This is a genomic window from Pseudofrankia coriaricola, from assembly GCF_032027725.1.
In the GTDB taxonomy this organism is placed as follows: domain Bacteria; phylum Actinomycetota; class Actinomycetes; order Frankiales; family Frankiaceae; genus Pseudofrankia.
Genome location: NZ_JASNFO010000098.1, coordinates 1 through 26359, shown reverse-complemented (window position 1 = coordinate 26359; position 26359 = coordinate 1). Strand labels below are relative to the sequence as shown.

At 74.0% G+C, this 26359-nt stretch carries 20 protein-coding genes; 19 read left to right on the top strand and 1 reads right to left on the bottom strand.

Annotation, left to right across the window (positions count from 1 at the left end; genetic code table 11):
- Positions 1 to 447: 447 nt before the first annotated feature.
- Positions 448 to 1011: an elongation factor P gene (gene efp, locus QOZ89_RS38905; RefSeq protein ID WP_071046826.1), complete on the top strand. Its 564-nt coding sequence runs from the start codon at positions 448 to 450 to the stop codon at positions 1009 to 1011.
- A complete protein-coding gene (gene nusB / locus QOZ89_RS38900; RefSeq protein ID WP_083418133.1) occupies positions 1008 to 1418 on the top strand; it encodes a transcription antitermination factor NusB in 411 nt (136 codons plus the stop codon). The genes efp and nusB overlap by 4 nt, the downstream gene beginning before the upstream one ends.
- Positions 1419 to 1769: 351 nt before the next feature.
- Here nusB and bldD read toward each other — a convergent pair whose 3' ends face one another.
- On the bottom strand, positions 1770 to 2270 hold the full coding sequence (gene bldD / locus QOZ89_RS38895; RefSeq protein WP_071046825.1) for a transcriptional regulator BldD: 501 nt from the start codon (positions 2268 to 2270) through the stop codon (positions 1770 to 1772).
- A gap of 509 nt (positions 2271 to 2779) precedes the next feature.
- Here bldD and pyrR point away from each other — a divergent pair.
- The 17 genes from pyrR to rpe all read left to right on the top strand — a co-directional run bounded on the left by pyrR (position 2780) and on the right by rpe (position 26269).
- Positions 2780 to 3481, top strand: a complete 702-nt coding sequence (gene pyrR / locus QOZ89_RS38890; protein ID WP_083418130.1) for a bifunctional pyr operon transcriptional regulator/uracil phosphoribosyltransferase PyrR — start codon at positions 2780 to 2782, stop codon at positions 3479 to 3481.
- A complete protein-coding gene (locus tag QOZ89_RS38885) occupies positions 3478 to 4419 on the top strand; it encodes an aspartate carbamoyltransferase catalytic subunit (RefSeq protein ID WP_071046823.1) in 942 nt (313 codons plus the stop codon). The genes pyrR and QOZ89_RS38885 overlap by 4 nt, the downstream gene beginning before the upstream one ends.
- Positions 4416 to 5753, top strand: coding sequence for a dihydroorotase (locus QOZ89_RS38880; protein WP_071046822.1), 1338 nt, complete (start codon positions 4416 to 4418; stop codon positions 5751 to 5753). Before QOZ89_RS38885 ends, QOZ89_RS38880 begins: the two co-directional genes overlap by 4 nt.
- The gene (locus QOZ89_RS38875) at positions 5750 to 7609 is read left to right on the top strand and encodes a PH-like domain-containing protein (protein WP_312629060.1); all 1860 of its coding nucleotides are present in this window, start codon (positions 5750 to 5752) and stop codon (positions 7607 to 7609) included. The genes QOZ89_RS38880 and QOZ89_RS38875 overlap by 4 nt, the downstream gene beginning before the upstream one ends.
- A gap of 293 nt (positions 7610 to 7902) precedes the next feature.
- Positions 7903 to 9159 carry a glutamine-hydrolyzing carbamoyl-phosphate synthase small subunit gene (gene carA / locus QOZ89_RS38870; protein WP_241841488.1) on the top strand — a complete coding sequence of 419 codons (1257 nt, stop codon included), beginning with the start codon at positions 7903 to 7905 and terminating at the stop codon, positions 9157 to 9159.
- Positions 9159 to 12524 carry a carbamoyl-phosphate synthase large subunit gene (gene carB / locus QOZ89_RS38865; protein WP_071046819.1) on the top strand — a complete coding sequence of 1122 codons (3366 nt, stop codon included), beginning with the start codon at positions 9159 to 9161 and terminating at the stop codon, positions 12522 to 12524. Before carA ends, carB begins: the two co-directional genes overlap by 1 nt.
- A gap of 253 nt (positions 12525 to 12777) precedes the next feature.
- Positions 12778 to 13635 (top strand): orotidine-5'-phosphate decarboxylase, encoded by an 858-nt coding sequence (gene pyrF / locus QOZ89_RS38860; protein ID WP_083418129.1) that lies wholly within the window; start codon positions 12778 to 12780, stop codon positions 13633 to 13635.
- Positions 13636 to 13863: 228 nt separating this feature from the next.
- Positions 13864 to 14184 (top strand): integration host factor, actinobacterial type, encoded by a 321-nt coding sequence (gene mihF / locus QOZ89_RS38855; protein ID WP_007518859.1) that lies wholly within the window; start codon positions 13864 to 13866, stop codon positions 14182 to 14184.
- 373 nt (positions 14185 to 14557) lie between these two features.
- Entirely contained in the window at positions 14558 to 15103 is a 546-nt protein-coding gene (gene gmk, locus QOZ89_RS38850; protein ID WP_071046818.1) for a guanylate kinase, read from the top strand.
- A gap of 214 nt (positions 15104 to 15317) precedes the next feature.
- A complete protein-coding gene (gene rpoZ / locus QOZ89_RS38845; RefSeq protein WP_071046817.1) occupies positions 15318 to 15599 on the top strand; it encodes a DNA-directed RNA polymerase subunit omega in 282 nt (93 codons plus the stop codon).
- A 202-nt stretch (positions 15600 to 15801) separates the two neighbouring features.
- Positions 15802 to 17055, top strand: coding sequence for a bifunctional phosphopantothenoylcysteine decarboxylase/phosphopantothenate--cysteine ligase CoaBC (gene coaBC, locus QOZ89_RS38840; protein WP_071046816.1), 1254 nt, complete (start codon positions 15802 to 15804; stop codon positions 17053 to 17055).
- 154 nt (positions 17056 to 17209) lie between these two features.
- Positions 17210 to 18406, top strand: coding sequence for a methionine adenosyltransferase (metK, locus tag QOZ89_RS38835; RefSeq protein WP_071046815.1), 1197 nt, complete (start codon positions 17210 to 17212; stop codon positions 18404 to 18406).
- 966 nt (positions 18407 to 19372) lie between these two features.
- On the top strand, positions 19373 to 21664 hold the full coding sequence (locus QOZ89_RS38830) for a primosomal protein N' (protein ID WP_116271411.1): 2292 nt from the start codon (positions 19373 to 19375) through the stop codon (positions 21662 to 21664).
- Positions 21665 to 21774: 110 nt separating this feature from the next.
- Complete coding sequence (gene def, locus QOZ89_RS38825) at positions 21775 to 22326, top strand: peptide deformylase (RefSeq protein ID WP_071046813.1); 552 nt, start codon at positions 21775 to 21777, stop codon at positions 22324 to 22326.
- Positions 22327 to 22941: 615 nt separating this feature from the next.
- Positions 22942 to 23895, top strand: coding sequence for a methionyl-tRNA formyltransferase (gene fmt, locus QOZ89_RS38820; RefSeq protein WP_071046812.1), 954 nt, complete (start codon positions 22942 to 22944; stop codon positions 23893 to 23895).
- A gap of 220 nt (positions 23896 to 24115) precedes the next feature.
- Entirely contained in the window at positions 24116 to 25522 is a 1407-nt protein-coding gene (locus tag QOZ89_RS38815; protein ID WP_071046811.1) for an RsmB/NOP family class I SAM-dependent RNA methyltransferase, read from the top strand.
- 42 nt (positions 25523 to 25564) lie between these two features.
- Positions 25565 to 26269 (top strand): ribulose-phosphate 3-epimerase, encoded by a 705-nt coding sequence (gene rpe, locus QOZ89_RS38810; protein WP_071046810.1) that lies wholly within the window; start codon positions 25565 to 25567, stop codon positions 26267 to 26269.
- The last annotated feature ends 90 nt before the right edge of the window (positions 26270 to 26359 follow it).

Below are 26359 nucleotides of genomic sequence, written 5' to 3'. Positions count from 1 at the left end.
CCCGCCTCCGCGCCAGCATGGGTGCGTCGCACTTGAATGTCGCCAGTCCGAAGCGGCACCCACGCGGCGCCCCACTTCGCTTCGCTCGTAGGGACGTCCCGGAGCCCCGCCCACGAGCGAAGCGAAGTGGCCCCGCCCGGTGTGCGGCTTTGGCTTGGTGACGTGCGACGGGACGCAACCGCGCTGGGCGCGTAGGCGCGCCTCGCGGAGGCCCTCCTACGAGCGAAGCGACGTAGGGGGGCCGCAGCGAGGTCGCCGGAGCGCCCGTGAGCGGAGGAGGACACGGCACGGAGGTCCCTTGGGAGCGAAGCGAGTAAGGGGCCGGAGTGCCGTGCCCGGACGGAGCGAACCAGCAGCAGAGCGCGCCGCCCGGACGGAGCGAACCAGTGACTCAGTAGACTCGTCCGCGACCTCGACGAAGCGGATCGCATAGAGAGACTCGGCACTGTGGCAACCTCGAACGACCTGAAGAACGGCATGACGCTCGACATCGACGGTGTCCTGTGGAACGTCGTCGGCTTCCAGCATGTCAAGCCGGGCAAGGGCGGGGCGTTCGTCCGCACCACCCTGAAGAACGTGCTCACCGGCAAGGTGGTCGACCGCACCTTCAACGCGGGTGTCAAGGTGGAGATCGCGACCGTCGACAGGCGGGAGATGACCTACCTCTACCGCGACGGCGCCGAGTTCGTCTTCATGGACAGCGAGTCCTACGACCAGATCCCGATCCCGCCGGACGTCGTGGGCACCATCGCCGACTACATGCTGGAGAACACCGTCGCGACGGTGGCGCTGCACGACGGCGCGCCGCTGTACGTCGAGCTCCCGGCGAGCGTCGAGCTGACGATCTCGCACACCGACCCCGGCCTGCAGGGCGACCGGTCCACCGGTGGCACCAAGCCGGCGGAGCTGGAGACCGGCGCGACCATCCAGGTGCCGCTGTTCGTCACGACCGGCGAGAAGGTGAAGGTCGACACCCGCGACGGGCGTTACCTCGGCCGGGTGACCAGCTGAGCGCCAGGTCGAAGTCGCGCAAGCGCGCGCTCGACATTCTCTACGAGGCGGACCTGCGGTCCGCCTCCCCGCTGGAGACGCTGGCGGCGCGGTCGGCCCAGTCCGACCCGCCGGTCAACGAGTACACCCGGGACCTCGTCCGGGACGTGGCCGAGCACCAGAAGCGGATCGACGGCCTCATCGCCGAGCACGCCGAGGGGTGGACACTCGAGCGGATGCCGGCGGTGGACCGCAACATCCTGCGGATCGCGGTCCTGGAAATGGTCTGGCGGGATGACGTCCCCGACCGGGTGGCGATAGACGAGGCGGTGGAACTGGCAAAGTCGGTGTCCACCGACCGCTCACCGGCCTTCGTCAACGGCCTGCTCGCCAGTCTCCTGGACGTCAAGCCGGCCGCTGCGGACTAGCCGCGGGGACAGGTCACCGCCGGTCAGCGCGCCTCGCGAGCGGGCCGGCCGACTGGCCGCGGCTGCCCCGGTACGCCGCCTCGTACGGCGTACCGGGTTGGTGCCCGGCGTCAGATCATGTGTTCACGCAGTCCCGAAGGCTCGGCCGCTGGCGGCGAGCCCAGGGGCTCACATTGCTCCGGTGAGCATGCGCGAGAGCTAGCCACAGCTGGTGACGGCGCCTTTAGCGCTGTGCCAACGCGACTACCTCACTGGGCCGGACCCAGACCAACCACGGCCATATGCCTGGGCCCGGAACCACGTGGGGAGGGCGCCCTAGGCGCCCGACACGGAATGAGCGCGTTCAGCGCCTCATCCGGCGTCCGAGGCGGCGGCTTCCTGGCCGGCCTCGGGAGAGAGCACGCCCCACGACACGAGCTGCTCGGTGAGCTTGCTCGGCGAGGTGTCGTAGATCACCGCGAGAGACCGCAGGTCCTCGTAGCGGATCGACAGGACGCGGCCGTTGTAGTCACCGCGCTGGCTCTGGATGGTGGCCGCGTACCGGGCGAGCGGGCCGCCCTGCTCCTTCGGGACCTGCGAGAGCCGCTCGAGGTCAAGGACGATGCGCGGAGACTGCTCCAGCGGAGCGACGGTCGAGCCTTCGGGAAGAAGCTCGCCCACCGGCACGCCGTAGAACTCGGCGAGCTCGGACAGACGCTGAACGGTGACGGCGCGGTCTCCACGTTCGTAGGAGCCCACGACGACGGCCTTCCACCGACCGTGCGACTTCTCCTCCACGCCATGCAGCGAGAGCCCCTGCTGGGTGCGTATTGCCCGCAGCCGAGCACCGAGCGCCTTCGCATAGTCGGACATCGGAGTGCCCACTCCTGTCGTGGTCTGAGTCAGATGGAGCCGAGGCTCTTGCCGTCGGCGGTTACCGATAGTAGTGCCCAGGCGGTTGCGACCCGACATGAGGGGGGTCGTGTCGCCTCTTTCTTTGTACCACTTTCTGTAGCGCTACCGTCGCTCCTGGCGCTACTCCGTCGGGACTTCCGGGCGCCGGGCACCCGTTGAGCAGCGTCGGCTAACGGTAACGTGATGTGACTCGGATCGAACGAGGTTCACGTCACTCTTACGTCCTGTCGCCATGCGAGTGCTCTGGGTGACTGGCAAGTGAGGGAGCGTCATCGAGAGTGGGGATCGCGGCGCGTGAGCGTACCGCCGCCGCGCCGGAGCGTGCACGTTGCGCGACAGGACGGTGTGACATCCCGCAAGCACGCCGTGGGCTTCCTCGCGACGCCCGGTAGCGGGCGTGGTGGCTGGTACCGTCGTTCGGACCGCTCCTTTAAGGACCGTCCCGTGAGGCGGGGAAGGAGGGCTGGGTGGCTGACGCTGCTCGCCGTAATGACGGCCCCGTTGATGATCTGGGCGCTCCCCTGGGGGATGCCGGTTCCCGGACCTCCGGCGCCGATGGCGAAGACGCCGGCCCAGGCCGCCCCGGCCCTGGCGCGGGGCGGGTGAGCCGGACGGTGCTCGCCGCCGCCGACATCGCCAGGATCGTCAGCCGGATGGCCCACCAGATCCTCGAGAAGACCTCCGGCGGCGCCGATGTCGTGCTGCTCGGGATCCCCACCCGCGGCGTCCCGCTCGCCGCCAGGCTCGCGGCCCGCATCCATGATGTCGAGGGCGTCGCGGTGCCGACCGGTTCGCTCGACCCGACGATGTACCGCGACGACCTGCGGCTGCGGGCTGTCCGCCCGCTGCGCGTCACCGACATCCCGGACGGTGGCGTCGACGGCAGGGTGGTGATCCTCGTCGACGACGTCCTCTACTCGGGCCGCACGGTGCGCGCCGCGCTCGACGCGCTGGCCGAGTACGGCCGCCCCCGCGCGGTGCAGCTGGCCGTCCTCGTCGACCGCGGCCACCGGGAGCTGCCCATCAGGGCCGACTACGTCGGCAAGAACATGCCAACGTCGCGGCGCGAGTCGGTCGCCGTCCGGCTCACCGAGACCGACGGTGCCGACGCCGTCCTGATCGTCTCCCCGGACGGGCCGGCGGCGCCCGCCGCGGGAGCCGGCCGGTGAACCGCCACCTGCTGAGCACCGCGGACCTGCGCCGCGAGGACGCGCTGCTCGTGCTCGACACCGCCGAGCAGATGGCGCGGCTGTCGGACCGCGCGGTGAAGAAACTGCCGACGCTGCGCGGGCGCACCGTCGTCAACCTGTTCTTCGAGGACTCCACCCGCACTCGCACCTCGTTCGAGCTCGCCGCCAAGCGGCTGTCCGCGGACGTCATCAACTTCTCGGCGAAGGGCTCCAGCGTCTCCAAGGGGGAGAGCCTCAAGGACACGGCGCTGACCCTGGAGGCGATGGGTGCAGACGCGGTCGTCTGCCGGCACCCGGCCAGCGGCGCCCCGCACCGGCTCGCCGGCTGGGTGCGCGGCAGCGTGCTCAACGCCGGCGACGGCACCCACGAGCACCCCACCCAGGCGCTGCTGGACGCGTTCACGATCCGCCGCCGGCTCGGCCGGCTCGACGGCCTGGCCGTGACGATCGTCGGCGACGTGCTGCATTCACGGGTCGCCCGGTCCAACGTCTGGCTGCTGCACACCCTCGGGGTGAAGGTGACGCTGGTCGCGCCGCCGACACTGGTGCCGCACGGGGTGTCCGCCTGGCCGGTGGACGTCTCCTACGACCTGGACGCCGTGCTGCCCGCCTCGGACGTCGTCATGATGTTGCGTGTGCAACAGGAGCGGATGTCGGCGGCCTTCTTCCCGACCGAGCGGGAGTACAGCCGCCGTTACGGCCTGGACGCCGACCGCGCGGCCACCCTGCCGGAGCACGCGCTGGTCATGCATCCCGGTCCGATGGTGCGCGGCATGGAGATCTCCTCGGAGGTGGCCGACTCCGCGCGGTCTACCGTCGTCGAGCAGGTGGCCAACGGGGTCAGCGTCCGCATGGCCTGCCTGTACCTGCTGCTGGGCGGGGCGTACGAGCGGGACGAGCGGGAGGTCACCAGATGACGTCAGGTCAGGTGCCCGGTCCGGCGGAGGCCTGGCTGCTGCGCGCCGTGCGGCCACTGGGCGGTGAGCGGGCTGACCTGCTGCTCGCCGGCGGGCGGATCGCCCGGACCGGGGCCGCGGGCACGCTGGACGCGACCGAGACCGGCGCCCAGGTGCTCGACGCCGACGGGCTGTACGCGCTGCCCGGCTTCGTCGACCTGCACACCCACCTGCGCGAGCCGGGCAGGGAGGACGCCGAGACGGTCGAGTCCGGCACCAGGGCCGCGGCGCTCGGCGGCTACACCACCGTCTTCGCGATGGCGAACACCCACCCGGTCGCCGACACCGCCGGCGTCGTCGAGCAGGTCTGGCGCCTGGGCAGGGACGCCGGCCACTGCGAGGTCCGCCCGGTCGGGGCGGTCACCGAGGGGCTCGCCGGAAAGCGGCTCGCGGAGCTCGGCGCGATGGCCACCAGCGCCGCCGCGGTGCGAGTCTTCTCCGACGACGGCCACTGCGTGGCCGACGCGCTGCTGATGCGCCGGGCGCTGGAGTACGTCAAGGCGTTCGACGGCGTCATCGCCCAGCACGCCGAGGAGCCCCGGTTGACCGAGGGCGCCCAGATGAACGAGGGCACCTGCTCGGCGCGCCTGGGCATGGCCGGCTGGCCGGCCGTCGCCGAAGAGGCGATCATCGCCCGCGACGCGCTGCTGGCCGGGCACGTCGGCTCCCGGCTGCACGTCTGCCATGTCTCCACCGCCGGATCGGTGGAGATCATCCGGTGGGCGAAGTCGAAGGGCTGGCGGGTCACCGCCGAGGTCACCCCGCACCACCTGCTGCTCACCGACGAGCTGGCCGCGACCTACGACCCGGTGTACAAGGTCAACCCGCCGCTGCGCACCGCCGAGGATGTCGAGGCGCTGCGCGCCGGGCTCGCCGACGGCACCATCGACGCCGTCGCCACCGACCACGCCCCGCACGCCCCGCAGGACAAGGAGACCGAGTGGTCCGCGGCCCGGCCGGGGATGCTGGGCCTGCAGACCGCGCTGTCGATCGTCATCGACACGATGGTGACGACCGGGCTGCTCGACTGGGCGGGTGTCGCCGAGCGGATGGCGCTCGCGCCCGCCCGTATCGGCGGCCTGCCCGATGTGCCCGTTGACGTCAGGAGTTCGATGGGTGTCGGCGCCGCCGCGACGCTGACCCTCGTCGACCCGGAGGCGCGCTGGGTTGTCGATCCCGCGAGGTTCGCCAGCCGCAGCCGGAACTCGCCCTACCGGGGGATGACGATGCCGGGACAGGTACACGCCACCTTCCTCGCTGGACGGCCCACGGTCCTCGACGGGAAGATCGTATGAACCTGGTCACCGCGCACGTCGCCGCCGCGGACGGGGGGGCCGGCCTGATCGGCCTGCGCCTGCTTCTGGTCTTCGGCATCGTGCTGCTGCTGGTCGCGGTGATCGGCTGGCTGCGCCAGACCTGGCGGCGCCGCGCCGCCCAGCAGGAGGAGGGCCTGCCGGAGCTGCTCGCCCCGCCGGAGGAGGCGGGCGAGGTGCTCGCCGCCCCGCTGCGCGGCGCCTACCTGGGGACGACCGACGCCGGTCAGTGGCTCGAGTGGTTCTCCGCCCGCGGCCTGTCCGGCAAGGACGGCGCCTACATGACCGTCAACGAGGCGGGGATACGGGTCGACCGCGGGGCCTCGGCGTTCTGGATCCCCCGGGAGGCCGTCCGCGGCGCCCGGCTGGAGCGGGCGCACGCCGGCAAGGTGGCCGCCCCAGGGCGGCTGCTGGTGATCGCCTGGTCGTTGGACGGCCGCGAGCTGGAGACCGGCTTCCGCGGCGAGGACCGGGCCCGTCAGCCGAAGGTGATGCGCTCGGTGCACGACCTGATCGGGCCGCCGACGCGCGCGATGGACGGCGAGATCACCTCGCCGCGGCCGGTGGCGCGCTCGCTGCGCCAGCTGCGGCCGCGCCGGAACCAACCCGTCGGCGCCGAGGGCGGCGTCCCGGTCGCCGCCGCCCGCGGCCGCGTGCACGGGGCGGGAGGGCACCAGGCCGCGTCCGGCCGCGGCGGCCGCCCCGGGCGCCGAAGCAGCAGCCGCACCCTGCAGCAGGAGATCGCCGACCGGCGCGGAGCCGACCCCTACGGCACCGGCCCGCGCGCGGCGGTCGCGCCTGGCCCCGACCCGTACAGCACCGGCCCGCGCGCGGCGGGTGGGACTGGCGACGACCCGTACGTGAACAACCCGCGCGGTGTGGCCTACGGCGCCGGCCCCGCGGCACCCGGCGCGCCGCCCACTCCCGCGCCTGGCTCGGCGGGCCCGGGCGGCGCCGGCGTGCCGCGACCGGTGCGGCGGGCTCGTCCCGGCCAGCCGGCGCGACCGCCGGCGGCCGGCGCACCGGGTACCAGCCAGCCGGGCCAGCCGGGTTCTCCTGGAGGCTGGTCGCCGGCCCAGGGCCCCGCCGACACGGGCCGCCGGGCCGCGCCGCGCGCCGTTCCCGGCGGCCAGCCGACCGGTCCCCGCCCGCCGGCGACGCCTCCCCGCCCGCCGTCCACGGCTCCCCACCCGCCGTCCACGGCCCCTCGCCTGCCCGGGGCGGCTCCTCGCCCGCCAGCCGTGGCGCCACCGCCACCGGCCGCTGGCCAGCCGCCGCCGGCCGGCGGCGGTGGAGGAGCGTACGGGGGCCCGGAGACGGACGGATTCTCGGTGACCAGAGCGGACGGGCCGTCCGCCAGCGGCACACCGTGGCGCGCGGAAGCCCCACAACCGGGCGGCCCCCCCCGGCCCGGCGACGGTGGCCGGCCTGGCGGGATCCCCGCGGCTGGGCAGCGGCCGGTCGCGGGCCCGACCGGTGCCCGCGGGTACGACCCGTATGGCCAGGGGCAGCCGACGCCGGCCCAGGCCTATCCCGCGCCGACGACGCCGCCGCCGAACCCGTACGACGCGGTGCCGCCGGCCGGGCCCACTGGTCCGTATGCGGCGACGGGCGGCTACCCCGGACCGGCCTCGCGGGCCTCGCGGGACCCCCGGCCCCCGGCCGATCCCTACGCGTCCGATCCCTACGCGCGGGCCGATCCGTATGCGGCGTCCGACCCGTACGCCTCGGTGGATCCGTACGCGGCCGACGGGCGGCCGGGGGGGTCGTCCCAGCCCGGGGACGGGGACGACCCGTATGACGACGTGACGCGCCGCTGGCCGCGCCGCGAGCATTGAGGACACCCGACGAGGCCCGGGTCCGCGACCGGGCCGAGCGGGAACTGGAGTGCCTGGCCCGGCGCCGCCGCGAGGGCGCCGGGTACTGAGCGACGGGCCTGGGCGACGGGTCTTCCTCGTGACGAGGATATGAGCGCCGATGGGCGCGGGATGTGACGGGGGCCGCCGAGGCGGTCCTGACCGAGCAGGGAACGAGGCACAGTGGGAGCAGGGGAACTGGCCAGGCCCTTCGCAGAGGAGGCGGACCTGCCGGAGGACGGGGCCGTAGGGCCGTGCCCGGACGGAGCGAACCAGTGATCGAGCAGCCGGCGGTGCTGGTCCTGGAGGACGGCCGGGCGTTCGCTGGCGAGGCGTACGGCGCCGTCGGCGAGACGTTCGGCGAGGCGGTGTTCTCCACCGGCATGACCGGTTACCAGGAGACGCTGAGTGACCCGTCGTACTACGGCCAGATCGTGGTGATGACGGCGCCGCACATCGGCAACACCGGGGTGAACGACCGCGACTACGAGTCGTCGGGGATCCAGGTCGCCGGCTACGTCGTGCGCGACCCGAGCCGGCTGTCGTCGAGCTGGCGGGCCGAGCGTGGCTTGGCCGCGGAGCTCGCCCAGGCGGGCGTCGTGGGCATCAGCGGGGTGGACACCCGCGCGCTCACCCGCCACCTGCGCGAGCGCGGCGCGATGCGCTGCGGCATCTCCAGCCTGTCCGCCGACCCGGCCGTGCTGCTGGACAAGGTGCTGGCGAGCCCGGAGATGGTCGGTGCCGACCTCGCCCCCGAGGTGAGCACCCGCGAGCCGTACGTCGTCGCCCCTGCCGGTGGCGAGCGGCGCTTCCGGGTCGCCGCCCTCGATCTGGGGATCAAGCGCAACACGCCGCTGTCGATGGCCGCCCGCGGCTGCGAGGTGCACGTCCTGCCGGCGAGGGCGACCGCCGAGGACCTGCTGGCCGTCGAGCCGGACGGGGTGTTCTTCTCCAACGGCCCCGGTGACCCGGCGACCGCCGACTACGCGGTCGAGGCGGCGAGCGGCGTGCTGCGCGCCGGCGTGCCGCTGTTCGGGATCTGCTTCGGCAACCAGGTGCTGGGCCGGGCGCTCGGCTTCGGCACCTACAAGCTCACCTACGGCCACCGGGGCATCAACCAGCCGGTCAAGGACCTCGCGACCGGCCAGATCGCGGTGACCTGCCACAACCACGGCTTCGCGGTCGCGGCGCCCACCGACGGGACGCACGTCGACACCCCGTTCGGCCGGGTCGCCGTCAGCCACGTCGCCCTCAACGACGATGTCGTCGAGGGCATGGCCTGCCTGGACGTGCCGGCGTTCAGCGTCCAGTACCACCCGGAGGCGGCGGCGGGGCCGCACGACGCCCAGGGCCTGTTCGACCGGTTCTGTGAGCTCATGGCAGGGACCCGGCGGCATTCGCCGCCTCCGGAGGCGCGAAGGAAGGACATTTTCGCGCCTCCTTCGGCAGGGACCCGGCGGCCTGGGCCGCCTCCGGAGGCGCGAAGGAAGGACATTTTCGCGCCTCCTTCGGCGGAGAAGGGAGGTAAGTGATGCCGAGGCGGACGGATCTGCGCAGCGTCCTGGTGATCGGCTCGGGGCCGATCGTGATCGGCCAGGCCTGCGAGTTCGACTACTCGGGGACGCAGGCCTGCCGGGTGCTGAGCGCCGAGGGCCTGCGGGTGGTGCTGGTCAACAGCAACCCCGCCACGATCATGACGGACCCGGAGCTGGCCGACGCGACCTACGTCGAGCCGATCACCCCCGAGATCGTCGCCAAGATCATCGAGAAGGAGCGCCCGGACGCGCTGCTGGCCACCATGGGCGGCCAGACGGCGCTGAACACGGCCGTCGCGCTGTACGACGCCGGCGTGCTGGAGCGTTTCGGCGTCCGGCTCATCGGCGCGAACATCGACGCGATCCGCCGCGGCGAGGACCGCCAGCTGTTCAAGGAGATCGTCGCGACCATCGGCGGCGAGACCGCGCGCAGCGCGATCTGCGTGACCGTCGAGGAGTGCCTCGCCGCCGCCGACGAGTTCAGCTACCCGGTGGTCGTGCGGCCCAGCTTCACCCTGGGCGGCGCCGGCAGCGGCTTCGCGCACGACCCCGACGAGCTCGCCAGGATGGCGTCTGATGGCTTGTCGGCCTCTCCTTCCACCCAGGTGCTCCTCGAGGAGTCCGTGCTCGGCTGGAAGGAGTTCGAGCTCGAGCTGATGCGCGACCGCGCCGACAACGTGGTCGTCGTCTGCTCGATCGAGAACGTCGACCCGATGGGCGTGCACACCGGCGACTCGATCACCGTCGCCCCGGCGATGACGCTCACCGACCGTGAGTACCAGCGGATGCGTGACCTCGCGATCGCGGTGATGCGCGCGGTCGGCGTCGACGCCGGCGGCTGCAACATCCAGTTCGCCGTCGACCCGCGCACCGGGCGGATCGTCGTCATCGAGATGAACCCACGGGTGTCGCGCTCGTCCGCGCTCGCCTCGAAGGCCACCGGCTTCCCGATCGCGAAGATCTCCGCGAAGCTGGCGCTCGGCTACACCCTCGACGAGATCCCGAACGACATCACCCGCACCACCCCGGCCGCCTTCGAGCCGACGCTGGACTACGTCGTCGTCAAGGTGCCGCGGTTCGCGTTCGAGAAGTTCCCCGGCGCCGACGAGACGCTCACGACCCACATGAAGTCCGTCGGCGAGGCGATGGGCGTCGGGCGCAGCTACGCCGAGGCGCTGCAGAAGGCCCTCCGCTCGCTGGAGCGCCCGACGGCGGTGTTCTCGTTCACCCCGCCCGTCGGCGAGGCGGCCGCGCTGCTGGAGCAGGCCCGCGTCCCGCGCGACGGCCGGCTGAAGGTCATGCAGCAGGCGCTGCTCGCCGGCGCCGACCCGGCCGAGCTCGCCGCCGCCACCGGCATGGACCCGTGGTTCGTCGACCAGCTGGTCTTCCTCAACGAGGTCGCCGCGGCCACCGCCGCCGCCGGCCGTGACGACGTCGTGGCGGTGCGGCGGGCCAAGCGGGCCGGCTTCGCCGACGCCCAGCTCGCCGGGATCTTCGGGACGTCCGAGGACGAGGTCCGCGCGTTCCGGCACGCCCACGGGATCCGGCCGGTCTACAAGACGGTCGACACCTGCGCCGCCGAGTTCGCCTCGGCCACGCCGTACCACTACTCGGCCTACGACGAGGAGACCGAGGTCGCGCCGGGGGAGAAGCCCCGGGTGATCGTGCTCGGCAGCGGGCCGAACCGGATCGGCCAGGGCATCGAGTTCGACTACGCCTGCTGCCACGCGGTCATGGCGCTCTCGGACGCCGGCTACGAGACCATCATGGTCAACTGCAACCCGGAGACGGTCTCCACCGACTACGACACGGCCGACCGCCTCTACGTCGAGCCGCTGACCGTCGAGGACGTCCTGGAGGTCGTGCACGCCGAGCAGCAGGCCGGGCCGCTCGCCGGCGTGATCGTCCAGCTCGGGGGCCAGACCCCGCTGGGCATCGCGGGCCGCCTCGCCGCCGCCGGCGTGCCGATCGTCGGCACGTCCCCGGCGGCGATCCACCTCGCCGAGGACCGCGGACAGTTCGGCCAGGTGCTCGCCGCCGCCGGCCTGCCCTCGCCGCCGCACGGCGTCGCGACGTCCTACGACGAGGCGCACGCGGTCGCGGAGCGGATCGGCTACCCGGTGCTCGTCCGGCCGAGCTACGTGCTCGGCGGGCGCGGCATGGAGATCGTCTACGACGACGAGATGCTGCGCGACTACATCGACCGGGCGACTCAGATCTCGCCCGAGCACCCGGTGCTCGTCGACCGGTTCCTCGACGACGCGGTCGAGATCGACGTGGACGCGCTCTACGACGGCGAGGAGCTCTACCTCGCGGGCGTCATGGAGCACATCGAGGAGGCCGGGGTGCACTCCGGCGACTCGGCGTGCGCCCTGCCGCCGATCACGCTGGGCCGCTCCGAGCTCGACCGGATCCGGGACAGCACGCTGGCGATCGCCCGGGGCGTGGGCGTGCGCGGCCTGCTCAACGTCCAGTACGCGCTGCAGTCCGACGTGCTGTACGTGCTGGAGGCCAACCCCCGGGCGTCGCGGACCGTCCCGTTCGTCTCCAAGGCGACGGCGGTGCCGCTGGCGAAGGCGGCGAGCCGGGTGATGCTCGGCGCGACCGTCCCCCAGCTGCGCGCCGAGGGGCTGCTGCCGGCGGCCGGCGATGGCGCGACGCTGCCGCTGGACTCGCACATCGCCGTCAAGGAGGCGGTGCTGCCCTTCGGCCGGTTCCGCGACTCCGGCGGTCACGGGGTGGACACCGTGCTCGGGCCGGAGATGAAGTCCACCGGCGAGGTGATGGGCATCGACGGCGGCTTCGGGACGGCGTACGCGAAGTCACAGGCGGCGGCCTACGCCTCGCTGCCGACCTCGGGGCGGGTGTTCGTGTCCGTCGCCAACCGGGACAAGCGGGCGATGATCTTCCCGATCAAGCGGCTCGCGGACCTCGGCTTCACCGTCTACGCCACCGAGGGCACCGCGGCGGTGCTGCGGCGCAACGGGGTGAAGGCGGTTGTGCTCGGCAAGCACCGGGCGCCCGCGGACGGCCTCGTCGACTGCGTCGACATGATCAACGCGCGGCAGCTCGACCTGGTGATCAACACTCCCTGGGGCGTCGGGCCGCGCTTGGACGGCTACGAGATCCGGACCGCGTGCGTGACGGCCGGCGTCCCGTGCATCACGACGATCCAGGCCGCGGCGGCCTGCGTGCAGGGCATCGAGTCGCTGGTGCGCGGCGAGCTGGGCGTTCGGCCGCTGCAGTCGTACCACGAGGAGCTCCGGACGACCTGGGGCGCTCCCGTTGCCGGACGCTCCGCGCCCGCAACCGGGCAGCGCCTGTCGGGCGCTGAGCGCCCTCTTCACGTGGTTCCGGATTAGGGCGTATTACCGGGCTGGCCTGGTCCGGGGTCGAGGACGTGGCTGGGTTGGCACTGCGCCGATGCGCTGTCACTAGGTGTGGTCAGGTTGCGTGAAGGGCTCGTGGGACGACTGACGGGCGCTGGCCTGGTCGGACGCTGATTGTGTGGCTGGGTTGGCGCCGTGCTGATGCGTTGTCACCACATGTGGCTGGGTCGCGCGGATTGCTTGACGGGGCGGCGCGACGCCTCTGGGCGGTGAGAGGGGAGCAGCTGTGAGTGGTCTGCCAAGTGGGGCGGTCCAGGCTTCGGGGAGGGCGCCGGTGGCGGTCGCGCTGGACGCGCCGGACGCGGCGACCGCGTTGCGGTGGGCGCGGGCCGTCGCGCCGCACGTGGCGCTCCTCAAGGTCGGGCTGGAGCTGTTCTACCGGGAGGGGCCAGCCGTCGTCGCCGCGCTGCGCGCCGAAGGGCTGCTGGGCGGCGGGGGCGCTCCGGGCGACGAGCCGGGGCTGTTCCTCGATCTGAAGCTGCACGACATCCCGGCCACGGTCGCGGGCGGGCTGCGCTCGGTCGCCGTCCTGCGGCCTCGGTTCGTCACTGTGCACGCCTCCGGCGGGGCGGCGATGGTCCGGGCGGCCGTCGAGGCGGCGGGTGAGGCCGCGGCGGCGGCCGGTGTCGAGCCGCTCACGGTCGCCGGGGTGACCGTGTTGACCTCTCTCGGCGAGGCCGACCTCGCCGCCGTCGGACTCTCCCCGCCAAAGGTCGCGCGACGATGGCGAAGCCTCGCGCGGCCGGCGGCGAGGCGGGATGGGCCGGCCCTCGACGCGGCCCGCCGGCTCGCGGTGCTCGCCGTGGAGGCGGGTGCCGGCGCGCTGGTCTGCAGTCCCTGGGAGGCCGAGCGGCTCCGGGAAGAGGTCGGAAATAGTGTGACTCTCATCACTCCAGGGGTCCGTCCCAGGGGCGCGGACCGGGCGGACCAGGCCCGGGTCGCGACCCCGGAGGAGGCCCTCGCGGCGGGTGCCGACTACGTGGTGATGGGCCGCCCGGTCACCGGCGCGGCCGATCCGGAGGTCGTCGCGGCGGCGCTCGCGGCCACCCTTGGCGGCCCGTCGCGGGCCGCTGACCTGCGGTAACGCTATCCGGGGCTGCTTGGGGCATCTCCATGCCGTACTGGCATGGAGGCGACGTTCCCGGCCGGTTGGCGGGCTGGGTGGCCCTCGTGCGCCAGCGGTCTCGTGGGCTCGTAACCCGGCGTTTCGGGTCGGTAAACCTTCTTTGGGATGGAGCGACCCCCGCTAGACCGGCGCGACAGTACTCGCTAGGTTGCGCGTCGCGATCACCCCATTTGAGGAGGCGTAACCGTGCCCCTGCCGCCCCTGACGCCCGAGCAGCGGGCAGCCGCCCTTGAGAAGGCTGCGCTGGCGCGAAAGCAGCGTGCTGACCTCAAGGAAAGGCTCAAGAAGGCGGAGACGACCTTGGCCGCGGTCTTGGAACAGGCCGAGGAAGACGAGGTCGTTGGCAAGATGAAGGTTTCGGCGGTGCTCGAGTCGCTTCCGGGGGTGGGCCGCGTTCGGGCCCAGCGAATCCGGGAACGACTCGGCATCAGCCCGACCCGTCGGCTGCGTGGCCTTGGTGCCAAGCAGCGGGCCGCGCTCCTGGAGGAGTTCGGCGCGGCGTCCTGACGACGGCGCCGGCGCGTCCCCCCGCATAGCGCCTCCAGCGCGATGCGGGACCTCTACGGGCTCGCTGGCGGCGTTCGGCGGACACCGCCGGTGGGTTGGTGCTCCCCGGCGCGTCCACGGCCGGGGAGCCGGTGACCACGCTGGGACGGCGGGGCAGCCTGCCTTCGCCATACCTGGCTAGGACAGGCCGAGGCCGGCCGGAGCGGGCACCCCGGGGGACCGGGAGGCTCGTCTCCGGCCGGCCTCGGCGTCCCAGCACCCAGGCCGAAGTCCACGCGATGATGGCGGAGCCTCGTGTGGCCGGAGGCCTCAGACGCGATCTAGTGCCCCCGCCCGGGGCAGGACCAGCCCCTGGGCGCCCTAAGGTGGGCGGATGGGTCTCACGGTGCTCTCCGGGCCGTCCGGAGTCGGGAAGGGGACGGTCGTCGCCGCCGTCCGCCGGCTTTTCCCGGACGTCTGGGTGTCGGTCAGCGCGACCACCCGGGTGCCGAGGCCGGGTGAGACCGACGGCGTCGAGTACCACTTCGTCGACGACGACCAGTTCGACCGGATGGTCAAGGACGGCGAGTTCGTCGAGCACGCCACCTTCGCGGGCAACCGCTACGGCACGCCCCGCGCGCCGCTGGAGCGGCGGCTCGACGAGGGGCTGCCCGCCCTGCTGGAGATCGAGCTGCAGGGCGCCCGCCAGGTACGCGCGGCGATTCCGGCCGCCAGGTTCGTCTTTCTCACCCCGCCGAGCTGGGACGAGCTCGTCCGTCGGCTGACCGGGCGGGGCACCGAGCGGCCCGAGGTGATCGAGCGCCGGCTGGCCCGCGCCCGGGTCGAGCTCACCGCCGAGCCGGAGTTCGACGCGGTCGTCGTGAACGACGACGTCGAGGCCGCGGCGGCTCGGTTGGTATCATTGCTGATTACCGAGTGATCTCTGGGGATGACCCCCAGCCCTCTCGACCACACCGCGTGGCCCTCTGGTCGCCGTCCGGAAGACGGAATCTGGGCGTCCCAAGGAGCCGCGCGGCCGAGAGGCGGGTTCCCAGGACTCCGACGACGGGCCTTGTCCGGCCGCCGTCCTCGAACCGCCAGACCCAGACCTGAGCACCTAGCCACCTGAGCACCTAGCCACCGGAAGGACCACCTTGTCCGGTACACCCGCCCAGCCCGAGGGCATCACCAACCCGCCGATCGACGAGCTGCTCGAGGCGACCGACTCGAAGTACAGCCTCGTGATCTACGCGGCCAAGCGTGCCCGCCAGATCAACGCCTACTACTCGCAGCTGGGCGAGGCCCTGCTGGAGCACGTCGGCCCGCTGGTCGAGACCAGCGCCCAGGAGAAGCCGCTGTCGATCGCGCTGCGCGAGATCAACGCCGGCCTGCTCACCCACGAGGCCACCCCCGAGTCGCTCCCGCCTGCCTCCTGACCGTGGGCGCGATCGGGCCGATCCTGTTCGCTTCCCCTCCGGGGAAGCTCCCAGGCTCCCGCGTGATGCTGGCCCAGGGGGGCACCTCCCCCCATGATCCGCTGGCGCGGATCCTCGGGGACCCCTGGTCCCTGGAACCCCCGACGCGAGTCTCGTCGACGGATCCGGCTGCCCGTGCATCACGGCTCCGGTTGGCAGGCCCATGAGCCTGTCGTCGGCCGTGGGCGGGGCGGGCCGGCGCCCGCGCGTCGTGCTCGGCGTCTCCGGCGGGATCGCCGCGTACAAGGCGCTGGAGGTGCTGCGCCGGCTCACCGAGTCCGGCCACGACGTCCGGGTGGTGCCCACACCGTCCGCCCTGCGGTTCGTCGGTGAGGTGACCTGGGCCGCTCTCTCGGGCAGCCCGGTGCACACCGACGTGTGGGCCGACCCGGATGAGGTCGCGCACGTGCGGATCGGCCGGGAAGCGGACCTGGTGCTCGTCGTCCCCGCCACCGCCGACCTGATGAGCCGGGCCGTCGCCGGCCGTGCCGACGACCTGCTGACCGCGACCCTCCTCACCGCGCGCTGCCCGGTGCTCTACGCCCCGGCGATGCACACCGAGATGTGGGAGCACCCGGCCACCCGGGCCAACGTCGCCACGCTGCGCGAGCGGGGCGCCATCGTCGTCGACCCGGCCGTCGGCCGGCTTACCGGCCCCGACTCCGGCCCCGGGCGGCTGCCCGAGCCGGCCGAGATCGCCGCGCTCGCCCGCGCGGTGCTCGCGCTCGGCCCGGCCGCCGCGCGGCCCGACCTCGCCGGCCGCCACGTCGTGGTCAGCGCCGGCGGCACCCGGGAGCACCTCGACCCGGTGCGCTTCCTCGGCAACTCCTCCAGCGGCCGCCAGGGCTACGCGCTGGCGCGCGCGGCCCTGGCCAGGGGCGCGCACGTGACCGTCGTCGCGGCCAACGTCGCCCTGCCCGACCCGGCCGGCGCCACCGTCGTGCGCGTCACCTCCGCGCTCGACCTGCGTGACGCGGTGCATGCCGCCGCGGTGAGCGCCGACGTCGTCGTCATGGCCGCCGCCGTCGCGGACTTCCGCCCGGCCAAGCCCCAGGACTACAAGATCAAAAAAGAGGGCGGCGTCCCGGCGCCGGTGGAGCTGGAGCCCAACCCGGACGTGCTCGCCGAGCTGGTCTCCACCCGCGACTCCCGCCCGCCGGGCCAGCTGCTGGTCGGTTTCGCCGCCGAGACCGGTGGCCCGGACGGGTCCGTGCTCGACCTCGGCCGCGCGAAGCTCGACCGCAAGAAGGCCGACCTGCTGGTCGTCAACGAGGTCGGTGCCGGGCTCGGCTTCGAGGTCGACCACAACAGGGCCGTCGTCCTGGGGCTCGACGGCTCGGCGACGACCATCGAGCACACCACCAAGGACCTGCTGGCCCACCGCGTCCTCGACCTGGTCGCCGGTCGCCTCGCGTAGGCGCCCGGCCGGACCGGGTTGTTGCGGAGGTGTGAGCCCCCTTGGTCGCGCCGGTGACACTCGGGTGGCCGACGACGAGGCACCTCGCGTACCCCTCCCGCCTCATCGGTAAACTTCGTCAGAATCTGCCGGATCTTTCAGGGGGTACCACCAAGTGGCGACGCGCCTGTTCACGTCCGAGTCCGTCACCGAGGGACACCCGGACAAGATCGCTGACCAGATCAGTGACGCCATCCTGGACGCGATGCTCAAGGACGACCCGCGCAGCCGGGTCGCCGTCGAGACGCTCATCACCACCGGCCAGGTGCACGTCGCCGGCGAGGTGACCACCAAGACCTACGTCGACATCGCCTCGGTCGTCCGGGAGAAGATCCTGGAGATCGGCTACGACTCGTCCAAGAAGGGCTTCGACGGCCACTCCTGCGGCGTCAGCGTGTCGATCGGCTCGCAGTCGCCCGACATCGCCCAGGGCGTCGACACCGCGCACGAGAACCGGGTCGGCGGCTCCCTCGAGGACGAGCTGGACAAGCAGGGCGCGGGCGACCAGGGCCTGATGTTCGGCTTCGCCGTCAACGAGACCCCGGAGCTGATGCCGCTGCCGATCGCGCTCGCGCACCGGCTGGCGCGCCGCCTGTCCGCGGTCCGCAAGGACGGCCGGGTCGGCTACCTGCGCCCGGACGGCAAGACCCAGGTCACCATCGAGTACGTCGACGGCAAGCCGGCCCGGCTCGACACCGTGGTCGTCTCGACCCAGCACGCCGCCGACATCGACCTCGACACGCTGCTCGCGCCCGACATCAAGGAGTACGTCGTCGACCCCGAGCTGGCGACGCTCGACATCTCCACCGAGGGCGTCCGGCTGCTGGTGAACCCGACCGGCCGCTTCGAGATCGGCGGCCCGATGGGCGACGCCGGCCTCACCGGGCGCAAGATCATCGTCGACACCTACGGCGGCTACGCCCGCCACGGCGGCGGCGCGTTCTCCGGCAAGGACCCGTCCAAGGTCGACCGTTCCGCCGCCTACGCCACCCGCTGGGTCGCCAAGAACGTCGTCGCCGCGGGGCTCGCCACCAAGTGCGAGGTCCAGGTCGCCTACGCGATCGGCAAGGCGCACCCGGTCGGCCTGTTCGTCGAGACCTTCGGCACCGCCACGGTCCCCGAGGAGCAGATCTCCGACGCGATCACGTCGGTCTTCGACCTGCGCCCGGCCGCGATCATCCGCGACCTCGACCTGCTCCGCCCGATCTACGCCCCGACCGCCGCCTACGGCCACTTCGGCCGTCCGGAGCTGGACTTCACCTGGGAGTCCACCAGCCGCGCCGACGCCCTCGCGAGGGCCGTCAAGGGCTAGGCGGCTGGCCTGGGCTGAGCCCCGCTCGGAACTCTCCGTGGCCGGGCTTCGTCCGGCCACGGGAACATGCCTGGCTCGCCAGGTGTCGGGGCGAGGCGCTGGACGCGCTCGCCCCGTGTCGGGCGCTAGGCGCCCTCCCCGTGTGGGTTCCGGGCCCCGGCATGTGGCGGTGGTCGGGCCGGGACCGGGCTGACGAGGTGGCTGGGTTGGCGCTGCGCCGGTGCGCTGTCACCAGCTGTGGCCGGCTTGCGCTCGCTGGTCGCTGGATCGGCGTCGCGTGGGTTCCGGGTCCTGGCATGTGGCGGTGGTCGGGCCGGGACCGGGCTGACGAGGTGGCTGGGTTGGCGCTGCGCCGGTGCGCTGTCACCAGCTGTGGCCGGCTTGCGCTCGCTGGTCGCTGGATCGGCGTCGCGTGGGTTCCGGGTCCTGGCATGTGGCGGTGGTCGGGCCGGGACCGGGCTGACGAGGTGGCTGGGTTGGCGCTGCGCCGGTGCGCTGTCACCAGCTGTGGCCGGCTTGCGCTCGCTGGTCGCTGGATCGGCGTCGCGTGGGTTCCGGGTCCTGGCATGTGGCGGTGGTCGGGCCGGGACCGGGCTGACGAGGTGGCTGGGTTGGCGCTGCGCCGATGCGCTGTCACCAGCTGTGGCCGGCTTGCGCTCGCTGGTCGCTGGATCGGCGTCGCGTGGGTTCCGGGTCCTGGTATGTGGCGGTGGTCGGGCCGGGACCGGGCTGACGAGGTGGCTGGGTTGGCGCTGCGCCGATGCGCTGTCACCAGCTGTGGCCGGCTTGCGCTCGCTGGTCGCTGGATCGGCGTCGCGGCCCGCCGCGTGGCTGGACATCCGAGCCCATGGGATGTCGGCGTGTCTGTCCGCGGTGTATCCGCCCTGGTCACGGGGTGCCCGCCGGGCCGGGGCCGTCGTGCGCCCGGCGCCGGACCTGTCGGAGCCTCCTGGTACGAATGCGGTCATGGACCTGCTCCCCGGCTTCTCCGCCGAGGGGGCCGCGCGTCCGGAGGAGCCGGCGGGCGCGGCGTCCCAGCCGGCGGTGGCGAAGCGGCGGCCGGCCAGCCGGGACGCGGCCGCGGCGGCCGAGCTGCCGGTCGCGCGGGTCGCCGCGATGGTGCCGTTCGCGCACCTTGACCGGCCGTTCGACTACCTGGTGCCCGCGTCGATGGCCGCGGACGCGGTGCCCGGCGCACGGGTACGGGTCCGGTTCGCCGGGCGACTCGTCGACGGCTTCGTCCTCGACCGGGTGGACCGGTCCGAGCACGGCGGCAGGCTCGCCCCGCTGACGAAGGTGATCTCGCCGGAACCGGTGCTGTCGCGGCCGGTGGCCAGGCTCGCCCGCGCGGTCGCCGACCGGTACGCGGGCACCCTTGCCGACGTGCTGCGCCTGGCCGTCCCGCCCCGCCATGCCGCGGCCGAGAAGGCCAGCGCGGCGAAGACTGGCACGGCGAATGCCGGCACAGCGACGGCGGGCACAGCGAAGACCAGCGCCGAGCAGACCGCCGCCGGCGAATCCGGCGCGGGGGAGCCCGGTGTCGGGGAAGCCATCGCCGCGGCGGCCGGCGCCGCGGACGAGGCACATCTGGGAGACCCGGCCCCGCCCGCCGACGCGGGCGAGTGGCGGCGCTACCCGGCAGGACCGAGCCTGCTCGCGGCGCTCGCGGCGGGGCGCTCGCCGCGGGCGGTGTGGTGGGCGCCGCCCGGGCCGGCCTGGCCCGCCATGGTCGCCACGGCGGTGCGGGCGACGCTGGCCGGCGGCCGAGGCGCGCTGGTGGTCGTCCCTGACCACCGCGACGTCGACCGGGTCGCCGACGCGCTCACCACCGATCTGGGGCCCAGCGCCGGGCTGGTGGTGAGCCTGCGGGCCGATCTCGGGCCGGCCGAGCGGTACAGGCGCTTCCTCGCCGCTTGCCGCGGCCGCGCCAGGGCGGTCGTCGGCACCCGTGCCGCCGTCTTCGCGCCCGTCGAGCGCCTCGGTCTCGTGGCCGTCTGGGACGACGGCGACGACCTGCACGCCGAGCCGCGCGCGCCCTACCCACACACCCGCGACGTCGCGGTGCTGCGCTCCCGGCTCGAGGAGTCCGCGCTGCTCGTCGGCGGTCACGTCCCCTCCACCGACGCGGAGGCGCTGACGAGGTCCGGCTGGGCGCATCCGCTGGTGCTGCCCCGCCGGGAGGCCAGGCAGCTCGCACCGCTCGTCTGGCCGACCGGCTCGGACTGGGAGGTTGCCCGCGACGAGGCCGCCCGCTCCGCGCGGCTGCCGTCGCTGGCGGTCCGGGCGGCCCGCGAGGCGCTGGCGGCCGGCCGCCCCGTGCTCGTGCAGGTGCCTCGGCGCGGCTACCAGCCGTCGCTGGCCTGCGCCTCCTGCCGCCACCCGGCCAGGTGCCCGCACTGCCACGGGCCGCTCGGGCGGCCCGGCGGAGGGCGCGCGCCCGGCTGCCGATGGTGCGGCCGGCCGGCGGTCGACTGGGCCTGTCCCGGCTGCGCCGAGACGGCGCTGCGGGCATCCGTCACCGGCGACCGGCGTACCGCCGAGGAGCTGGGCCGGGCCTTCCCCGGCGTCACGCTGCGTACCTCCGGGCGCGATGAGGTGCTCGCCACCGTCCCGGCCGGCCCCGCGCTGGTGGTCGCCACCCCCGGGGCGGAGCCCGTCGCCGACGGCGGCTACGGGGCGGTGCTCCTGCTGGACGGCTGGGCGTTGCTCGGCCGGCCCGACCTGCGCGCCGGCGAGGAGGCCCTGCGCCGCTGGGCGAACGCGGCGGCGCTGGCCGTGGCGGGCCCGGTCGGGGGCCGGGTCGTCGTGGTCGCCGACGAGGGCCTCGCTCCCGTGCAGGCGCTGCTGCGCTGGGACCCGGCCGGCTTCGTCGGCCGCGAGGCCGACGACCGCGCGGAGCTCGGCTTCCCGCCGGCGACCAGGATCGCCGCCGTCGAGGGCGCCGCACCGACACTGCGTGCCTTCCTGGAGGCCGCGACCCTCCCGGCGGCGGCCGACGTCCTCGGCCCGGTGCCGCTGCCCGCGCCGGCCCGGCGGGTCGGTTCCGCGGCGCCGCCGGCCGTCGCCGGCGGACCCGGCCTGGCCGGCGGGTCAGGGGCGGGTGGCGTGGATGGCGCGAGGGAACGACTACTGGTGCGGGTGCCGCGCAAGCAGGGCGGCGAGCTCGCCGACGCGCTGCGCGCGGCCCGCGGGGTGCTGGACGCCCGCCGCGCCGCCGCCGGCCTGCGCGTCCAGCTCGACCCGATCTCGCTTGGCTGACGGCCGGTGAGAGCGGGCCGGGCCCTGACCGTCACACCGTGCGCGTGGCAGGAGCCGACACGCCCTGGCCCGTAGCATGGGACCACCCCCGCACTGAAGGAGCTTGACCAGTGGCTGTTCGTGAGGTCCGTCTGTTCGGGGACCCGGTGCTGCGGACGAAGGCCGCCGAGGTGACGACCTTCGACAAGGAGCTGCGCCGGCTGGTCAACGACCTCGCCGACACGATGTGGGAGGCCAGCGGCGCCGGGCTCGCCGCGCCTCAGCTCGGCGTGTCGCTGCGGGTCTTCACCTACTTCAACGACGATGACGAGATCGACCACCTCGTCAACCCGGTGCTCGGCCCGTTCTCCGAACAGATGCAGGACGGCGAGGAAGGCTGCCTGTCGCTGCCCGGTCTGGCGTTCGAGCTGCCCCGGCCGGAGCGGGTGCTCGCCGTCGGCCAGAACATGTACGGCGACCCGGTGACGGTGGAGGGCGGCGGCATCGTGTCCCGCTGCCTGCAGCACGAGACCGACCATCTCGACGGCGTCCTGTTCATCGACCGCCTCGACCGCGAGACCAAGAGGGCGGCGATGAAGGCGATCCGCGAGGCCGACTGGGCCAACGAGGCGCCGCCGGTCGTCAGGACGTCCCCGCACCCGCTGTTCGGCCGCGCGACCTAGGGCGGCGGGCGCTGAACGCGCCGCCCCGCCTGTCGGACGCTGAGCGGCGGGCGGGCGCTGGACGCGCCGCCCCGCCTGTCGGACGCTGAGCGGCGGGCGGGCGCTGGACGCGCCGCCCCGCCTGTCGGACGCTGAGCGTCCTCCCTGCGTGGTGCCGGGCACAGGTGTATGGCTGTGGTTCGTGTGGAGCCGGGTGGACGACGTGGTTGAGTTGGTGCTGCGCTAGAGGCGCCGTCACTTTCTGGGCTAGCTTGTGGTGGATCGGTCGCTATCGCGTCCGCCCTGCCTGTCGGACGTGGAGCGTCCTCTCTGCGTGGTGTCGGGCACAGGTGTATGGCCGTGGTTTGTGTGGTGCGGGGTGGACGACGTTGTTGAGTTGGTACTGCGCTAGAGGCGCTGTCACTTTCTGTGGCTGGCTTGTGGTGGACCGGTCGCCATCGTGTCCTCACCCGCCGCACGGCCTGACATTCGGCCCAGTAGGTGGCGGTAGGGGCGCGTCTCGGCGGGCGCGGCGGGTGGTTGGTGGGGATCGCCGCTAGGTTAGTTTTCGATATTCGCGTCAACGTGGACGGCTGGGGCCGGCGTGAGCCGGCGGCCTGGCGGATCGGTGCCCCTATGCGTCTCGTCTTCGCCGGCACGCCGGCGGTGGCCATCCCCAGCCTGCGCCGGCTGGTCGACAGCCCACGCCACGAGGTCGTCGCCGTCGTGACGAGGCCGGACCGGCCGGCCGGCCGCGGCCGCAGGATCGCCCGGTCGCCGGTCGCGGAGCTCGCCGACGAGGCCGGCATCCCCGTGCTCACCCCGGAACGGCCGCGTGACCCGGAGTTCCTCGAACGGCTCGCGGCGATCGCACCGGACTGTGCCCCGGTCGTCGCCTACGGCGCGCTGCTGCCCAAGGCGGCGCTCGACATCCCGCGCCACGGCTGGGTGAACCTGCACTTCTCGCTGCTGCCGGCCTACCGGGGGGCCGCTCCCGTGCAGCGCGCGGTCCTCGCCGGCGAGGACGTCACCGGCGCGAGCGTCTTCCAGATCGAGGAGGGCCTCGACTCCGGCCCGGTCTTCGGCACGCTCACCGAGCGGGTCCGTCCCCGTGACACCTCCGGTGACCTGCTCGACCGGCTCGCCATCGCCGGAGCGGAGCTGCTGGCCGCGACGATGAACGGCATCGAGGACGACGTCCTCGAGCCGCGCCCGCAGCCGGCCGACGGCGTGTCGCTCGCCGCGAAGCTCACCGTCGACGAGGTCCGCGTCGACTGGACGCTGCCCGACTACGCGGTCGACCGGCTCGCCCGCGCCGCCACCCCCGCCCCCGGCGCCTGGACGACCTTCCGCGACCACCGGGTCAAGCTGGGCCCGGTCCGCCCGGCCGGCACCAGAGGTCAGGACATCGGGCTCGGGCGGGCCCTGGCGTCCGGCGAGATCGCCGTCGTCGGGAAGGACACGGTCGCCGCCGGCACCGGGACGGGGCCGGTCGTTCTGGGCGAGGTCCGCCCCGAGGGCAAGAGCCCGATGCCCGCGGCGGCCTGGGCACGCGGCCTGCGCCCCACCGAGGGCGAGGCCTTCCAGTGACGGCCCGACCCCCGCTCGCCTCCTCGCGCCGGCCGGCCTCCCGGTGGGCCGACGCGGCACCGACGGTGACCTCATGACCGTGCATGGCGGCGGTGGGCATGGCGGCCGCGCCGGCCACGGCGATCGCGGTGGCGGGCATGGTGGGGGGCCGGGCGGCGACCGGCCCGGCGTCCCCGGACGTCCCGGCGGCGGTCAGGGGCCGCGGGTGGACGACGCGAGGATGGTGGCCTGGGAGGTGCTGCGGGGCGTCGACGAGCGCGGCGCCTACGCGAACCTGCTGCTGCCCTCGCTGCTCGCCCAGCGCCGGCTGTCGGGCCGCGACCGAGGCTTCGCCACCGAGCTGGCCTACGGCGCGCTGCGCGCCCTGGGCCTGCTCGACGGCCTGTTGGACACCGTGACGAGCCGCCCGGTCGCCACCGTCGACGCAGGCGTCCGTGACGCGCTGCGCCTGGGCACCTACCAGCTGCTGCGCACCCGCGTGCCGGCGCGCGCCGCCGTCGATACGACCGTCGACCTGGTGAGGGCGACCAGCGGCGAACGGCCGGTCCGGTTCGCCAACGCCGTGCTGCGCCGGGTCGCCGACCGGGTCGCCGAGACCGGCGGGGACGTCGCCACGCTGCTGTCCGCGCCGCCGTTCGAGCGCGACCCGTTCGGCCACCTCGCCGTCGTCACCTCCCACCCGCGCTGGATCGTCGAGGCCCTCGCCGATGCGCTCGGCGGCGACCTCGACGAGACCAGGGCGGCGCTCGTCGCCGACGACATCCGCCCGGCGGTCCACCTCGTCGCCGAGCCCGACCGGATGAGCCGCGAGGAGCTGCTCGCCGAGGCCGCGGCGGCCGGGCTGACCGCCGAGCCTGGCCGGTACTCGCCGTTCGCCGTGGTTCTCAGCGGCGGTGACCCGGGGGCGCTCCCGTCGCTGTCGACCGGGCGGGCGGGCGTCCAGGACGAGGGCAGCCAGCTGATGGCACTCGCGCTGGCCCGCACCCCGACGCTCGGCGAGGACTGCGGTGTCACCGTCGACCTGTGCGCCGGACCGGGCGGCAAGGCGGCCCTGCTGGCCGCGCTGCTGACGTCCGGCGGGGCGGGCGAGAGCCTCGGGCTGCCGGAGCCGGTGCTGCTGGCCTGCGAGCCGCGGGCCAGCAGGGCCGCGCTGGTCGCCGGCGCGCTCGACCGGCGGCCGGCGGCGTTCGTGGTCCGCGCGGACGGCCGGTTCCCACCACTGCCGGCCGGCCGGGTCGACCGGGTGCTGATCGACGCTCCGTGCACCGGCCTTGGCGCGCTGCGCCGCCGGCCGGAGGCCCGCTGGCGCAAGCTCGCCTCCGATGCCTCGACGCTGTCCCGGCTGCAGCGCCAGCTGCTGGTCAGCGGGCTGGACCTGGCCCGCCCGGGCGGCGTCGTCGCGTACGTCACCTGCTCGCCACATCCGGCCGAGACGACCGAGGTCGTGGATGCCGTCCTCGAGCAGCGTGCCGATGTCAGCCTGCTCGACGCGCGCGCCTCCCTGCCGGGCCTGCCGGCCCTCGGCGACGGCCCGTTCGTCCAGCTCTGGCCGCACCGCCAGGGCACCGACTCGATGTTCCTGGCGCTCCTGCGCCGCGGGTTCTCCGGACCGTCGACCCTCGGCTGACCTCACAACGGGTACCCCCCGTCTGCGTCATAACCTCGCAAGGTGGCTACCGCGCAGATCTATCCCAGCCTGCTCGCCGCCGACTTCGCGCGGATCGCGGACGCGGCGCGGTCGGTCGAGGGACGGGCCGACTGGCTGCACGTCGACGTCATGGACTACCACTTCGTCCCGAACCTGGCCTTCTCCGGCGACACCGTCACCGCGTTGCGCCAGGTCACCGACACCCCGCTCGACTGCCACCTGATGATCGAGAACCCGGACCGCTGGGCGCCGGGGTTCGCCGAGCGGGGAGCCGCGAACGTCACGATCCACGCCGAGGCGGTCGACGACCTCCCGCGTACGACGGACGCGATCCGCGCGGCCGGCGCCCGCACCGGCCTCGCCGTGAAGCCGGCGACGCCGATCGAGCACTACGCCGACGACCTGCGGCGGTTCGACCTGCTGCTCCTGATGACGATCGAGCCCGGCTTCGGCGGCCAGACGTTCATGGACAGCGTCCTGCCGAAGATCGAGGCGGCTCGCCGGCTGCTCGACGCGCGCGGCCTGGACCTGTGGCTGCAGATCGACGGCGGGGTGAGCGCCGAGACCATCGAGCGGGCCGCGGCCGCGGGGGTGGATGTCTTCGTCGCCGGTACCGCCGTCTACGGCGCGGCCGACCCGGCGGCAGCCGTCGAGGCGCTGCGGGCCCAGGCGCTGCGCGCCTCTGGGCGCCTCACCCCGCCGCCACCGCGCGCGGTGGCCTTCTGACCGTGACCACCGGGCCCGTAAGGCGCGTCTCACGGGCGTGGCCTGCGGAAGCGCTCTTTCCCGGCCCGGGCCGGGAAAGAGCGCTTCCCG

What these genes read in the sequence shown, in the direction of transcription:
- bldD (WP_071046825.1), bottom strand. Translation starts at nt 2,270, where the DNA reads ATGTCCGACTATGCGAAGGCGCTCGGTGCTCGGCTGCGGGCAATACGC.
- QOZ89_RS38815 (WP_071046811.1), top strand. Translation starts at nt 24,116, where the DNA reads ATGGTGGCCTGGGAGGTGCTGCGGGGCGTCGACGAGCGCGGCGCCTAC.
- carB (WP_071046819.1), top strand. Translation starts at nt 9,159, where the DNA reads ATGCCGAGGCGGACGGATCTGCGCAGCGTCCTGGTGATCGGCTCGGGG.
- coaBC (WP_071046816.1), top strand. Translation starts at nt 15,802, where the DNA reads ATGAGCCTGTCGTCGGCCGTGGGCGGGGCGGGCCGGCGCCCGCGCGTC.
- QOZ89_RS38880 (WP_071046822.1), top strand. Translation starts at nt 4,416, where the DNA reads ATGACGTCAGGTCAGGTGCCCGGTCCGGCGGAGGCCTGGCTGCTGCGC.
- QOZ89_RS38875 (WP_312629060.1), top strand. Translation starts at nt 5,750, where the DNA reads ATGAACCTGGTCACCGCGCACGTCGCCGCCGCGGACGGGGGGGCCGGC.
- QOZ89_RS38830 (WP_116271411.1), top strand. Translation starts at nt 19,373, where the DNA reads ATGGACCTGCTCCCCGGCTTCTCCGCCGAGGGGGCCGCGCGTCCGGAG.
- gmk (WP_071046818.1), top strand. Translation starts at nt 14,558, where the DNA reads ATGGGTCTCACGGTGCTCTCCGGGCCGTCCGGAGTCGGGAAGGGGACG.
- fmt (WP_071046812.1), top strand. Translation starts at nt 22,942, where the DNA reads ATGCGTCTCGTCTTCGCCGGCACGCCGGCGGTGGCCATCCCCAGCCTG.